10 protein-coding genes are annotated in these 12,602 nt (G+C 58.2%); 6 read left to right on the top strand and 4 right to left on the bottom strand.

Going from position 1 to position 12,602, the window contains the following annotated elements:
- The first annotated feature begins 8 nt into the window (after positions 1 to 8).
- From EKL30_RS07450 to EKL30_RS07460, 3 genes are all read left to right on the top strand, one after another.
- A complete protein-coding gene (locus tag EKL30_RS07450) occupies positions 9 to 3,671 on the top strand; it encodes a hydantoinase B/oxoprolinase family protein (RefSeq protein ID WP_126706600.1) in 3,663 nt (1,220 codons plus the stop codon).
- 489 nt (positions 3,672 to 4,160) lie between these two features.
- Entirely contained in the window at positions 4,161 to 4,988 is an 828-nt protein-coding gene (locus EKL30_RS07455; protein ID WP_158618404.1) for a CaiB/BaiF CoA-transferase family protein, read from the top strand.
- Positions 4,989 to 5,013: 25 nt separating this feature from the next.
- On the top strand, positions 5,014 to 5,754 hold the full coding sequence (locus tag EKL30_RS07460; protein WP_158618405.1) for an enoyl-CoA hydratase: 741 nt from the start codon (positions 5,014 to 5,016) through the stop codon (positions 5,752 to 5,754).
- 203 nt (positions 5,755 to 5,957) lie between these two features.
- On the opposite strand, the gene EKL30_RS07465 is transcribed toward EKL30_RS07460, so the two are convergent.
- Positions 5,958 to 6,851 (bottom strand): LysR family transcriptional regulator, encoded by an 894-nt coding sequence (locus tag EKL30_RS07465; RefSeq protein ID WP_126706603.1) that lies wholly within the window; start codon positions 6,849 to 6,851, stop codon positions 5,958 to 5,960.
- 70 nt (positions 6,852 to 6,921) lie between these two features.
- Here EKL30_RS07465 and EKL30_RS07470 point away from each other — a divergent pair, with 70 nt between their 5' ends.
- The 3 genes from EKL30_RS07470 to EKL30_RS07480 all read left to right on the top strand — a co-directional run bounded on the left by EKL30_RS07470 (position 6,922) and on the right by EKL30_RS07480 (position 9,503).
- On the top strand, positions 6,922 to 8,016 hold the full coding sequence (locus tag EKL30_RS07470) for a mandelate racemase/muconate lactonizing enzyme family protein (protein ID WP_126706604.1): 1,095 nt from the start codon (positions 6,922 to 6,924) through the stop codon (positions 8,014 to 8,016).
- 46 nt (positions 8,017 to 8,062) lie between these two features.
- On the top strand, positions 8,063 to 9,055 hold the full coding sequence (locus EKL30_RS07475) for a tripartite tricarboxylate transporter substrate binding protein (protein ID WP_126706605.1): 993 nt from the start codon (positions 8,063 to 8,065) through the stop codon (positions 9,053 to 9,055).
- A 202-nt stretch (positions 9,056 to 9,257) separates the two neighbouring features.
- Entirely contained in the window at positions 9,258 to 9,503 is a 246-nt protein-coding gene (locus EKL30_RS07480; protein ID WP_126706606.1) for a motility-associated protein, read from the top strand.
- Here the strand turns inward: EKL30_RS07480 and EKL30_RS07485 are convergent.
- Genes EKL30_RS07485 through EKL30_RS07495 form a run of 3 tightly spaced genes read right to left on the bottom strand, consistent with a single transcriptional unit; the run spans position 9,500 to position 12,594 of the window.
- Positions 9,500 to 10,876, bottom strand: coding sequence for an aspartate aminotransferase family protein (locus EKL30_RS07485; protein WP_126706607.1), 1,377 nt, complete (start codon positions 10,874 to 10,876; stop codon positions 9,500 to 9,502). The genes EKL30_RS07480 and EKL30_RS07485 overlap by 4 nt on opposite strands.
- 30 nt (positions 10,877 to 10,906) lie before the next feature.
- Positions 10,907 to 11,758, bottom strand: coding sequence for an ABC transporter permease (locus tag EKL30_RS07490; protein WP_126706608.1), 852 nt, complete (start codon positions 11,756 to 11,758; stop codon positions 10,907 to 10,909).
- Positions 11,755 to 12,594, bottom strand: a complete 840-nt coding sequence (locus tag EKL30_RS07495) for an ABC transporter permease (protein WP_126706609.1) — start codon at positions 12,592 to 12,594, stop codon at positions 11,755 to 11,757. The genes EKL30_RS07490 and EKL30_RS07495 overlap by 4 nt, the downstream gene beginning before the upstream one ends.
- Positions 12,595 to 12,602 lie beyond the last annotated feature (8 nt).

A 12,602-nucleotide genomic window follows, 5' to 3' on the forward strand; every position in this document is an offset into this window, starting at 1 on the left:
AACGCTAAATGGCTACACAAACAACGAGCGACGCGGTGGGTACCGATAAACGCTGGCAATTCTGGGTGGATCGGGGCGGTACGTTTACCGATATCGTTGCTCGCCGCCCCGACGGCACCTTGCTTACGCACAAGCTTCTGTCGGACAACCCCAGCCAATATCCCGACGCGGCGTTGGCAGGCATACGAAAACTGCTGGACCTGCGCGTTGACGAGCTCATTCCCGGCCACATGATTGAAGCGGTGAAGATGGGTACGACGGTAGCGACCAACGCTTTGCTCGAGCGCAAGGGCGACCCAACGGTGCTCTTTACCACCAAGGGCTTTCGCGATGCCTTGCGCATCGGCTACCAAGAGCGCCCGCGTATTTTCGATCGTCAAATCATGTTGGCTGAGCTGCTGTACAGCCGCATCGACGAAGTGAACGAGCGCATTACCGCCCTGGGCGATATCCTGCAGGCGCTCAATCCCAAGGACGTACGCGAGCAACTGCGAGATGCCTATGCAGCGGGGTTTCGCTCGATCGCCATCGTGCTCATGCATGCTTACCGCTATCCGCAGCACGAACAGCACGTGGCAGCGCTAGCGCGCGAGGCAGGCTTTACCCAGGTGTCGGTCTCTCACGAAGTCAGTCCCATGATGAAACTCGTGGGTCGTGGCGACACCACGGTGGTCGACGCCTACCTGTCGCCTATCTTGCGTCGCTATGTGGACCGAGTGGCAAGCGAACTGGACGGCGTGCGCCTGATGTTCATGCAATCCAACGGTGGCCTCACGGCGGCGGAGCGCTTTCAGGGCAAGGACTCCATCCTGTCTGGTCCGGCGGGCGGGATCGTGGGCATGGCACGCACGGCCGAAGCGGTAGGCGCGAGCAGCCTGATTGGCTTTGATATGGGCGGCACGTCGACCGACGTTTCGCATTACAACGGCGAATTCGAGCGAGCTTTCGAAACCGAGGTGGCCGGCGTACGCCTGCGCGCGCCCATGATGAATATCCATACCGTTGCAGCTGGCGGGGGCTCTATCGTCCACTTCGATGGTTCCCGCATGCGCGTCGGCCCGGATTCGGCAGGCGCCAATCCAGGTCCCGCCGCCTATCGCAATGGCGGCCCGCTCACCGTCACGGATTGCAACGTCATGCTGGGCAAGCTACAGCCCGAATTCTTTCCGAAGATTTTCGGTGCGCAAGGCAATGAAGCCCTGGACGTGGACACGGTGCGCAGCAAGTTTACCGAACTGGCGGCTCGGATCGAGGCCGACACCGGTAGCGTCAACACTCCCGAAGAGGTTGCCAAAGGCTATCTTGATATTGCCGTCGCCAATATGGCCAATGCCATCAAGAAGATATCGGTGGAGCGCGGCTATGACGTCACCAAGTACACACTGGTGTCTTTCGGCGGAGCGGGCGGCCAGCACGCCTGCTTGGTGGCCGACGCCCTGGGCATGACCCGCGCACTGATTCACCCCTTGGCCGGGGTGTTGTCGGCGTATGGCATGGGCCTGGCTGATATCACCGCCATGCGCGAGGCCAGCGTAGAGCTGGTGCTCGAGGACGGCGAGCTCGACGCCTGCGAGGCTCTCCTGGCTGAGCTTGGGCGGGCAGCGCGCGACGAAGTCGCCGGCCAAGGTATTCCCGCTGATCGCACTCAGTTAATCCAGCGCGCCCATTTGCGCTACGAGGGTACGGATGCGGCGCTCGTCGTCAACTATGGTACGGCGGGCGAGATGCGCGAGCGTTTCGAGCAAACCTATTCCCAGCGCTATAGCTTTTTGATGCCTGATAAGCGGCTGGTCATTGAAGCGGTGTCGGTGGAAGCCGTTGGCCTGAGCGGTGAAGCGCCGCAGCAATCCGTCACGGCGGCGACGCTCGGGGCCCAACCCGTCGCACAATCCAGCGTCTCGCTTTACTTCGAAAAAGCGCGTCATGATGCACCGGTGTTCTACCGAGCGGATCTCAGCCTCGGCATGCGTCTGCTAGGGCCGGCCGTGGTGTGCGACGCCAACGGCACGACCATCGTCGAGCCCGAGTGGCAACTGGAGATTCTCGCTGGCGCAGAGATCCTCCTGACGAGGGCAGTGCCCAAGGCAGGCCGCAGCGCCATCGGCACACAGGCCGATCCTGTCATGTTGGAGATCTTCAACAATCTATTCATGTCGATTGCCGAGCAGATGGGGGCGACGCTGGCCAACACCGCTTTCTCGGTCAACATCAAAGAGCGGCTGGATTTTTCCTGCGCCTTGTTTGACGCGCAGGGTAATCTCATTGCCAACGCGCCGCACATGCCAGTGCATCTGGGCTCGATGGGCGAGAGCATCAAGACGGTGATACGCAAGAACGCCGGACGCATGCGCGCGGGCGACACCTATGTGTTAAATGATCCCTACAACGGCGGCACGCATCTGCCCGACATCACTGTCGTCTCGCCTGTCTTCGACGAGGCCGGAACCACCATACTGTTTTTTGTCGCTTCTCGCGGGCACCATGCCGACGTGGGTGGCATTACGCCCGGATCGATGCCGCCCAACAGCCGCACGATTGAAGAGGAAGGCGTGCTGATCGACAACTTCAAGCTGGTCGAAGGCGGTCGCATGCGCGAAGCCGAACTGCGCCGCTTGCTTACCGAGTGCCGTTATCCCGCGCGCAACCCGGCGCAGAACATCGCCGATTTGCGCGCGCAGATCGCGGCCAATGAAAAAGGGGCTCAGGAACTTCGCCGTATGGTGCGCGAGTTCGGGCTGGACGTGGTGCATGCGTACATGGATCACGTTCAGGACAACGCCGAAGAGGCCGTGCGCCGTGTGATCGGCGTGCTCCAAGATGGCGAGTTCCATTACGAACTGGACAACGGCGCCTTCATCCGCGTCGCCGTGCGCGTGGACACCGCCAATCGCAGCGCCGATATCGACTTTACTGGCACTTCCATGCAACTGGCGGACAACTTCAATGCGCCCTCGGCAGTGTGCATGGCCGCCGTGCTGTACGTGTTCCGTACGCTGGTCAACGACGAAATCCCGATGAACGCCGGGTGCCTCAAACCGCTGAATGTCATTATTCCAGAAGGCTCGATGCTTAACCCGATGCCACCGGCGGCGACCGTGGCCGGCAACGTCGAAACCTCGCAGTGCGTGACCGACGCGCTATATGGCGCGCTGGGCGTTATGGCGGCCGCACAAGGCACGATGAACAACTTCACCTTCGGGAATGATCAGCATCAGTATTACGAGACGATCTCCGGCGGTTCGGGGGCCGGCATCTTGGGCGGTGCCGATGGAAAGTCCGTGTATTTCGACGGGACCGATGTCGTCCAAACGCACATGACCAACTCTCGCCTCACCGATCCGGAGGTGCTTGAATGGCGTTTCCCGGTGATGCTCGAAAGTTATGTCATACGTGAAGGCAGCGGGGGGCGTGGCAAGGCCCGTGGTGGTAACGGCGGCATACGCCGCGTGCGCTTTCTTGAGCCGATGACCGCATCGATTTTGGCCAATCGCCGGCGCATCGCGCCGTTTGGGTTGGAGGGCGGTGAACCGGGAGAACCTGGAAAGACCTACGTCATCCGTACGGACGGCAGTCGGGTAGAGCTAGGCTCGACGGGCTCGGCCGACATGCAGGCGGGCGATGTGTTTGTCATCGAAACGCCCGGAGGCGGCGGCTTCGGGAGGCCGCAGTAGTAAATAAAAACGCAGGCTTTTGGACTGCACCCCAAAAGTTTGCTAAAGGATTTGACCCCGCGCAACGCGAAGAGCCGCTGTCCAAGATCAAGGCGTAACGGGTGAAGGGGTTGAGCAAGTGGTAAGGGGCGCCAGCTAGCGGGGTAGCGCCTCAGACAACAAAAAAGCCAGATGATTAATCTGGCTTTTTTTAACGTGAGCTAGGATCATCTTTCATTGTTAGGGTTGAATTTTCGCTGTGCTGATTTACTGCAGAAATACAGAGAAAAAAGCCCAAAAGCAACCATGAAAGAGCCGACTCCGATGATGACCAGTTCTGGGCTAATCATGATTTGTTCTCCTAGAGTCTGATGAGTGGGCGAACAAGACTAGACATCAATGATCCATAGAATAATGCCATACAAGGTCATAAGCAACCAAGCGCTGGGGCCGCGCAGATTCTTGAGGGACAAAGTAAGTATAAGGTTCGACCCCCCCATCTCGCTTACTTTGGCAAGCATCTCCGGCTTTGGCCAAGATGGCCCCTACCATAAGCGACCAGGGTTTGATCAGATCATTCAAGGCATGAGCGGCCTGATGTCGGTTACGGGCCATCCCGGTACGCCCTATGTCCGCACCGGAATCGCTGTGGCCGACTTGGTGACGGGCCAAATGTGCGCCCAGGGCGTACTGCTCACGCTCTTTGAGCGTGAAAGATCGGGTATCGGGCAATGGGTGCAAGTCTCGCTTTTGGAAACGCTTATCAATTTGATGGACTTCCAAGCCGTTCGCTACCTGAACGAGAAAGAAATGCCGTTGCAAGTGGGTAACGATCACGCAGCGCGCATGCCAACTGGCGTGTATCAGACCGCCGACGGAGAGGTAACCATCTGCGCTGCCGCTGATGCAATGTGGAGAAAGCTTTGTGCACAGATTGGGCGCGAGGATCTTGTCTCTAATCAGCTCTTTGCCGAACAGGCCGGCAGATCGAAGAACCGAGTAGCGCTAAACGTGGAGTTAGAGTCAGTATTACGAACCCAAGACACGGCATACTGGGTGAGAAAGCTGAATAAGGCCGGTGTGGCGTGCGGTCCCGTCTATACAGTTGAGCAAATGTTCGGTGATGAGCAGGTCGAACACCTGCAGGTTGTGCGCGCTGTCGACCATGCGACTTTGGGAAAAAAATTTGTGCTTGGTCAACCCATACGACTTTCCGCCGCTACGCCCATAGACAATAAACCCGCCCCGACGCGCGGCGAGCATTCGGTCGACATATTAAAGGAGATGGGCCTGAGCGAAGAAGCAGTAGCCCACTTGCAGCGCGAACAAGTGTTCTAAGACAATGATCAAGGGTGTGACGACAATGAGCCTCTCCCAAGACGAAGTTACCGGCCTTACACCAGCAGTAGGTTGGGTAATCTTCGATAATCCTGCGCGGCACAACGCCATGTCGCTGTCGCTTTGGCAGGTAGCTGCGAATAAGCTGTTGGAGTACGAATCCGACTCCAGCGTAAAGGCTGTGATTATGCTTGGCGCCGGTGATAAAGCGTTCGTATCAGGCGCAGACATATCGGAGTTCGACTCCGTGCGCGATAACGCCAAGCAAGCGCAGCAGTATTCGCAGGTCTCAAGCCGCGCGCGAGAAGCGATGAGCAGCTTGACCAAGCCGCTCATCGCAATGATCCGTGGCTATTGCCTTGGCGCAGGCGTTGATATTGCGCTGCCGGCCGATATTCGCATCGCAAGCGAGTGTTCGATTTTTAGCATACCGGCAGCCAAGTTAGGCATCGCATACGGCGTTGATAGCGTGCAGATGCTCACCGACCTAGTGGGCCCTTCTGCGGCCAAGGACATTTTATTTACCGGCCGGCGCGTCAATGCGCAAGAAGCACTGCAATTGGGCTTGGTGAACCAAGTCGTGCCTGCTGGTGAACTGGAAGCCGCCACCGACCGGTACACATCCACAATTGTTCGAAACGCGCCTTTGACGATTAAGTTTGCGAAGTTCAGCGTTCGGCAAGCGCTGCTAGATACCGCATCACAAGATCTCGCGACAGCGAATCGGTTGATCTCAGACTGCTTCGATAGTGCGGATTATCGTTAGCGGCGCGCCGCTTTTAAGGAAAAAAGAGTGCCCGTATTTCGAGGCGTATAGATGATGCCGCATCCGGCCATCATTTCTGATGGGTGGTGCGACCTCCGCTGCCGTCTTTTTTTTGCGCTAGTCGATGCATTGGATATCGTATTTCCCGCCCCCTCTCAAGCCCCTTGCCGAAAGGTGTGCCGGTTCGACGCCCACAATGGCGCTCAAACAACGCTGGCCGCTTCAGCAATCAGACTGGACCGCAGCGTTTCGGCGGGCTGACTCATTGTTCGGTCATGCGACCAGACCAGGCCAAGGCCGATTTCAGGGACAGCCAACAGATGTCGGGCGACTAGCCTCTGCCGCTGCGCGTAACGGGCGCCGAGCGTCTCCACGATGGCAATCCCGAGCCCCTGTGCCGCCAGCCCGCATGCGGCCGACGACTGACCGACTTCCATAATGGGCTGATAAGGAAGCCGGGCCGCTTCCATGACTTGTCGCGTTACGCGTCCTGCCGGCAGCGTGGTCGCCAGAACGATTGGCCCGGCATGGGCAATCTCCTTCAGACTCAATCCTTGCCTCTGGGCCCAAGGGTGCGCGGCGTGCATGACGGCGTACAGGCTCATGGGGGCTAATGCGAGGCTGGCCACCCTGTCCTTCTCAACCAAAGTTCCCACTATGAGTCCCAGATCGATTCGCTGGTCGACCGCCATCTCTATGATCTCGAGCGCGGTGCCCGCCCGAACCGTCACGGCGATGCCGGGATGCTCACGGCGCACTATGGCTAGTGCGGAGGGCAATATGCTGGATGCTGCAATGGCCACTGCGCCTATCACCAGCCGGCTCGTTGAGCCCTGCCGAATGTCGCCCGCCAGCCTGTCCACGGCTTCCATTCCCGCCAGGGCGTTCAAGGCATCGGGAATTAAGGCACGCCCTTGACTGGTCAATTGCAGACGGCGGTTCTGGCGGCTGAACAATGCAAAGCCCAAGCGCGTTTCCATCGTGCGAAGCAACGTGCTTGCCGCCGGTTGCGTCATTCCGATCGATGCCCCAGCCGCCGTCACGGTTCCGCATTGATACATCGCGCGCAGCAAAGTCAGTTCACGTCTACTTAACATATGTTTTTTATTATCAAATCATTCAATATATCTATTTGACCATATGCATTGCGGACTGGACAATGTAAGCATGAATGACGACATAATCCGCTCGGTGACCTGCATCCCGATGCGCCTACCGTTTCACCATTGGACCGATCCACCACTGTTCGCGGGGCGTCCGCGCACAACCCTGGACAGTGCCCTGGTTCGCCTGGAAACCCAGGAAGGAGTGGTGGCGTGGGGCGAGTCGTACTGCGTGGAGCCTCGCGCACTCGAAGCCATATTCAAGACACTGATCGCACCGCTTGCCTTGGACAAGTCCGCTTCCGATCCGTCGCTCTTGCCATCGATGCAGCGAACACTGCATAACCTCGGCCGTTCTGGCCCGGTGGTGCACGCCATGGCCGGCTTGGACATCGCGCTATGGGATCTGCGCGCTAAGCGTGCGGGTGTCCCGCTCTATGAGCTATTGGGAGGCAAACGCCGCGACCGTGTGCGCGCGTACGCATCGCTGTTGCAATATTACGGAGACGCTCGGCTTCTCGACACTGTCACGACTCAGGCCCTGCAAGAGGGCTATACGGAGATTAAGCTGCATGAGCGCGGCAGCGCGGCACTTTCCGCAGCCCGCCGCGCGGCAGGTGAGCAGGTTCCCATTATGGTCGACACGAATTGCGCATGGCTGCCCGATGAGGCGCCAGAGGCTATCGCAGCTATGCGCGAGCATAATCCATTCTGGATCGAAGAGCCTCTCTGGCCCCCGGAGGATGCCGGTGCGCTGGCACGCTTGCAGCAATCATGCGGAGTGCCCTTGGCCGTCGGCGAAAACGCTAGCAGTGCGCATGCCTTGACCGAACTAGTCGACAACGAATCCGCGCGTTATGTGCAACCCAGCGTCATTAAACTTGGGCTCACCGCGACGCTAGGCATTTCGCGGCGATGCGACGGGACCCCGGTTGTCTGTGCGCCGCAAGTTGCTTTTTTTGGCCCTGGCTATCTCGCCAGTCTGCATTTGATAGCCGCACAGCGCCAGGAGGTGTCGCTGGAACGACTGTATGTGGAACTCGACCGCACACCTTATCAGCACACCGTGCCGATAGAGCATGGATGGATTCACGTTCCGGATACCCCGGGACTGGGCGCCGATCCCGAAACCGAACTGGTTGAAGGCGGTTTTCTTTAATAGTTAGAACCGACAAACATCCCTCAGAGCCGAAAAGGAGACATAAATGAAAACTGGACGTCGCTCGTTTGTAATAGGCGCTTCAGCCCTGATGCTGGGCGCCCTCGCAACCACTTCGACAAGTGCCGCGCATACAGCGGGGTATCCCGACAAGCCGGTGCATCTGATAATCCCCTACCCGCCCGGCGGCGCGAGCGACAACTTGGGGCGCATGGCCGCCGACGTTTGGGGCAAGGCACTCAAGCGGTCGTTCGTCGTGGAGAATCGGGGCGGCGGCGGCACGATGATCGGTACGCGAGCCCTCGCAACATCGGCGCCCGACGGCTACACGATCGGTATTGTGGACTCGGCTTTCGTCATCAATCCCGGGCTACGCGGCGCTGAAGTCCCCTACGACACGCTAAAAGACTTCAAGCCCATTTCACAGATAGCTACCGCGCCCTTCGTCATGGTGGTCCACCCTTCCGTTTCCGCCAAAGATCTAAAATCATTCATTGAGCTCGCCAAAGCCAACCCCGGCATGCTGTCCTATGGCTCTGCGGGGGTTGGCAGTGGGCCACACCTGGCAGGCGAGCAATTGCGCCAGCATGGCGGCATTGATATTCAGCATATTCCTTACCGCGGCGGCGGGACCGTCATTACAGACCTTCTGGGCGGGCAAGTGCAATTTGCCTTCGCCACGGTCCCCACCTTATCTGAACACATCAAAGCCGGACGACTCCGCGCCATTGCCGTCACAACCAGCCAGCGCGTAGAACGCCTGCCCGATGTACCGACCTTTGCCGAGCTCGGTTTGCCAGGAGTCGATCTGACGCCATTGTTTGGATTGGTGGCGCCGGCCGGTGTCCCGGACGATATCATTCAGACGCTATCCACCACGATCTCGACGTCGGTACGGTCCGGCGAGATGCACGAAAAGCTCACGAACATGGGCTTTATCCCGGTGGGCAGCACGCCTGTCGAGTTCGAGCGCCGCATTCAAGACGAGGTCCGCAAATGGACAGAGGTAATCAAACGCGGTGCACTGGTTGCACAGTAGTGCCGGGTCGGATGCCGCTGTCTCGGTTCACGGAGATACCGGCATCGCCCACAGCGCAGCCGATCGACGCCACAGCCGCCTTTGGCCGCGGTCCATTGATACCAGCGCCGGGATATAGGCTGATAAATGCCCTTTGAAAGACGCTTTTACCTTGCCTAAAGTAGCGGATCATAGGCGCCATCTGTTCAACTAGGGCGTTTCCGTGTTTATTCTGCTTGGCTTTGTCATCGTTTTCGTCTCGGTCTTTGGCAGCTTTATTGCCATGGGTGGACATCTGGGCGCCTTGTACCAGCCGTTTGAATTTGTTCTCATTGCCGGCACCGCGCTGGGCGCATACATCGCCTCCAACAGCGGCAAGTCGATAAAGATGCTCTTTGCCGCGTTTCCTATGATTCTGCGGAAAAATCCGTACAGCAAGGATCTGTACATTAGGATAAAGGTGGCTTAGGCGAAAACCTCTGCTTCGAAGGCGGCCAGGGTGTCATCAATGATGTTGGCCATTTCATCGATTTGGGCTGCATCGATGATCAACGGCGGCGCAACCATGACCCATTCACCGTACTTACCTTCGGCTGTGCGGCGTGAGTACAAAAGCAGGCCTCGGTCCATGGCCAACCCAACGATGCGTTGGATTGCCTGTGCATGCGCCGGGAAGGTTTCCTGGCTCTCCTGATCTTTCACAATCTCCATGGCCATCAACAGGCCTCGGCCCCGCACGTCGCCGAGCACCTTTCTTCGCGTCTGGATTTCCTGCAAACGCCCCCGCAGGCGTTCGCCCATTGCGGCAGCGTTGTCTGGCAAGTTGTTTTGCAGGGTCTCCGAGACAGCGGCAAGCCCGATGGCACACGACAAGGGGTTGGACGAATAGGTAAAGCCGTGCATGAAACCACCGGAGCTCGCCACGACGTCTACCAGCTTATTGGAGGCGAGAACCGCGCCAAGCGGCGTGTACCCGGAGGCAAGCCCTTTAGCGAGTGTCACGATGTCGGGGAGGTGATGGCTCCAATAGTGGGCCGACAGAAATTTGCCGGCGCGCCCCACGCCGCTCATGACCTCATCATAGATGAGCAGCACGCCGTGCTCGGAACAGATTTCTCTCACGCGCTGGTAGTACACATCGGGCGCCACCAATGCCCCTGTTGCGAGCCCCCCTATCGGTTCCATTATGAAAGCCAGTACGGTTTCTTCGCCCTCTTGGACGATGGCGTGCTCGAGTTCCTCGGCGCAGGCGATGGCAAAGCTCTCGGGCGTCTGGCCGCCCGGAATACGATACGTAAAGGGGGCGCCGACCTTGGGCATGGGGCGAGTCATGGATCCGTACATGCGTTCAGAGACAAAGTCGCCGCTGATGGCCACCGCCCCAAGCGTTGCTCCGTGATAGCTGGGGTTGCGGGAAATCACCTTGCAGCGCCCGCTTTGGCCGCTTAACACGGCATACTGGCGCGCCAGCTTGAGGGCGGACTCCGTGGCTTCCGAGCCGCCCGACACGAAGAATGCACGCTCAAAGCCTGGGCCAGCATGAGCGGTCACCAAATTGGAGAGCTGCGTGTTCGCCTCGTTTTCAAAGAAAAACCGGCTGGCATAGGCCACCTGCTCCATCTGCTTTCGTGCCGCATGGGCCACGCGCTCGTTGCCATGACCGATGTTGACGGCGATCGGCCCGGACGACCCGTCAATATAGCGCTTGCCATCGGTATCCCAAAGATAAATGCCCTTGCCCTGTGCGACGGTAGGGCGCGGCGTTGCCCCCGGTTTTTGATAAAACACTTGGACGGGCCCGCCATGAGCGGGTAAGGAGTGCGCTGACGTAGAGGTGCTCATTTGGACGGGTCTTTACAAAAGGGCAGACAATTAGGGGATGGGTGCGACTTTGGGCTTGTGACTGAGCTTTACCGCGATACTCATTAGGATGATGCTTACGGCGATGAGTACCGTTGCGATAGCCGTGATACCGGGATTCACTTGCAAGATAAGTTCATTGAACATGCGTTTAGGCACAGTTTCGTAGGTGCCGGCCACAAAATTGGTGACCACCACTTCGTCAAAGCTCGTGACAAAAGCAAAAATCCATGCGGCGACCGCGCTGGGCAACAGATTGGGCAGGAGCACCCGAACAAACATGGTTGGCCAAGGCGCCCCGAGCGTGAAGGCGACCTGCTCAATGCGGATGTCAAAACTTTTGATGGCCACCGACATGATCAAGACGACATAGGGAACACCGAGCAACGTGTGCGCCAGCAGCAAACCTGCGAAGGAGCCCAGCAGCCCCGCAGAGGCCAGCGCCAGGTAAAGCGCCACCGCCAGGATGACAGAAGGAATAATCAATGGCGCAATGAAATTACTCTGCAGCATATCCCTTCCCCTAAAGACGCCTCGTGTCAGGCCGTAGGCCCCAAGACTGCCCAGCACCAAGGCAATGGTGCTCGACAGCAGGGCCAGTACGACGGAGGTTTTCATGGCGGCAAGCCACCTGGCGTCGGAGAAGACCTCCAGATACCACCGAAAGGAGAAACCTTGCGGGGGGAACTTCAGTGAGCTTGCTTCACTGAACGACATCGGTATAACAATGAACACGGGCAGCACGAGAAAGAACAGCACGCCAATGCCTGAAGCCGCTAGCAGCAATTTATTGAGCTTCTTTGAAAACTGCTCCCAGCGGTAGCTAGGCTCTGCCGACAACTCAGACTGGACATGGGTCGTCATGCGCGTTTTTCCCCGTTGGCGAGCCGCAAATAAAAGGCAAAGAGCAACAACGTGAACGCAAGCAGCACGACCGATATGGAGGAGGCAAGCTCCCAAGAGGGCATCTGGTTGATTAAAAGGTCCAGCATGTTGGCAATCATCGGAACGCGGCCTCCCCCAAGGATGGCCGGGGTAATGTAGAAACCCAGCGACAAGATGAAAACCAAGATGGCGCCGGCGGCCAATGCGGGCACGGTCAAGGGGAAGAAAATGCGCCAGAAAATGGTGCCAGGCCTCGCCCCCAAGGTTTGGGCCGCATTGAGTATTTGGTTATCAATTTTGATCATTGAGGCAAATAGCGGGAGCACCAAAAAGGGAAGCAAGACGTTGATGGTTCCTATGATCACCCCCAGCTCGTTGTACAGCAGCTGCAGGGGAGCGTTAATCCAGCCCAGGTGTGCCAGGCTCCGGTTGATGAGGCCTGCGTTCCCCATAATGACAATCCAGGCGTAGCTGCGCACCAGAATGCTGATCCAGAATGGGATAACGATGGCCGCCAAGCCAATCATGCGCCACTTGGGCGATAGGCTGCGCAGCCAGTAGGCCAAGGGGTAGCCGAGTACGACACAGAAGACCGTCGAGATGACGGCAATCTTGAACGTGTTGCCAAGCACCTTCAAGTACACCGTGGTATCGATGAGCGTTGCATAGCTAGACAGCGTGAATCCGTCAGGGCCAATGAGGCTTCTTCCAAACATGACGAGAAGCGGAAAGTTAAAGCCAGCTGCCATGACGAGCAGCAAAGGGATGACCATCCAGAAGCTCAGGGAAAGACGCCCTTTTTCTACAACGCTCATCGTTCGTT

Source organism: Candidimonas sp. SYP-B2681 (genome assembly GCF_003971065.1).
Classification (GTDB): Bacteria; Pseudomonadota; Gammaproteobacteria; order Burkholderiales; family Burkholderiaceae_B; genus Pollutimonas.